A 709-nucleotide genomic window follows, 5' to 3' on the forward strand; every position below is an offset into this window, starting at 1 on the left:
GGACGGTACATCCCGCCGCCGACAACGCGTCCGCCAGCGCGGCGTAGAAATCCAGCAGCCGATGCGGGTGCCCGGTGCCCAGGAGCACGGACGCACCGCGCCGGGCGACCTCGCCGAGCCGGTCCGCGAAAGCCCCCAGAGCGGCGAGGGTCAGCTCCGGGTCGATCACGTCACGGCCGACGGTGTGCCGCGGATCGGCCGAGACCCCGCAGCTCCGCGCCATCAAGTCGATCAAGTCCCGCTGGTCCCAGGCCCGTTCCGGATCGATCCCGATCAGCATCCGGGGATCCCGGGCCGCGAACAGCCGGTAGCTGCGCAGACTCGCCTCCCGGGTGGTGGCCACGACCCCGGCGAGGCCGGCACCCAGCAGATGGGCACGCAGTGCGGCGGTGTTCGACACGGGTGCGATGGTGACGGACGGGAAGCCGGGGCGTCCCGAGAACCACGGAACACCCCACGGTCGGCCTAACGCCGAGACGACCGCGAGGGGCTCGCCCCGGTCACGCCAGCAACCCTCGCAACGGGAACACCGCCCGCCGAGTGGCCAGGATCGCCTGGTCCAGCCGGTCCGCCGGGTCGTAGCCCGCCTCCCAGTCCGCCCACGAGACCGGCCACCGCCCGTCCGTCATCCGCATCGGCCCCAACTGCCGGGTCCGCGCGTACACTTCCTGCCGCCAGCTCTCCGGGATCACCGTCTCCGGCTCCACCG

General features: G+C 73.1%; 1 protein-coding gene and 1 pseudogene. Both read right to left on the reverse strand.

Annotated features, from left to right (window positions below):
• Positions 1-400, reverse strand: a 400-nt coding sequence (locus tag BZY54_RS48890; protein ID WP_208641011.1) for a phosphatase, incomplete at its 3' end; no start/stop codon positions are given.
• A gap of 100 nt (positions 401-500) precedes the next feature.
• Positions 501-709, reverse strand: a pseudogene (locus BZY54_RS48895) (acetoin utilization protein AcuC); the annotation flags it as partial.

The sequence above is a fragment of the Streptomyces carpinensis genome, from assembly GCF_002154505.1.
Taxonomy (GTDB): domain Bacteria; phylum Actinomycetota; class Actinomycetes; order Streptomycetales; family Streptomycetaceae; genus Streptomyces; species Streptomyces carpinensis.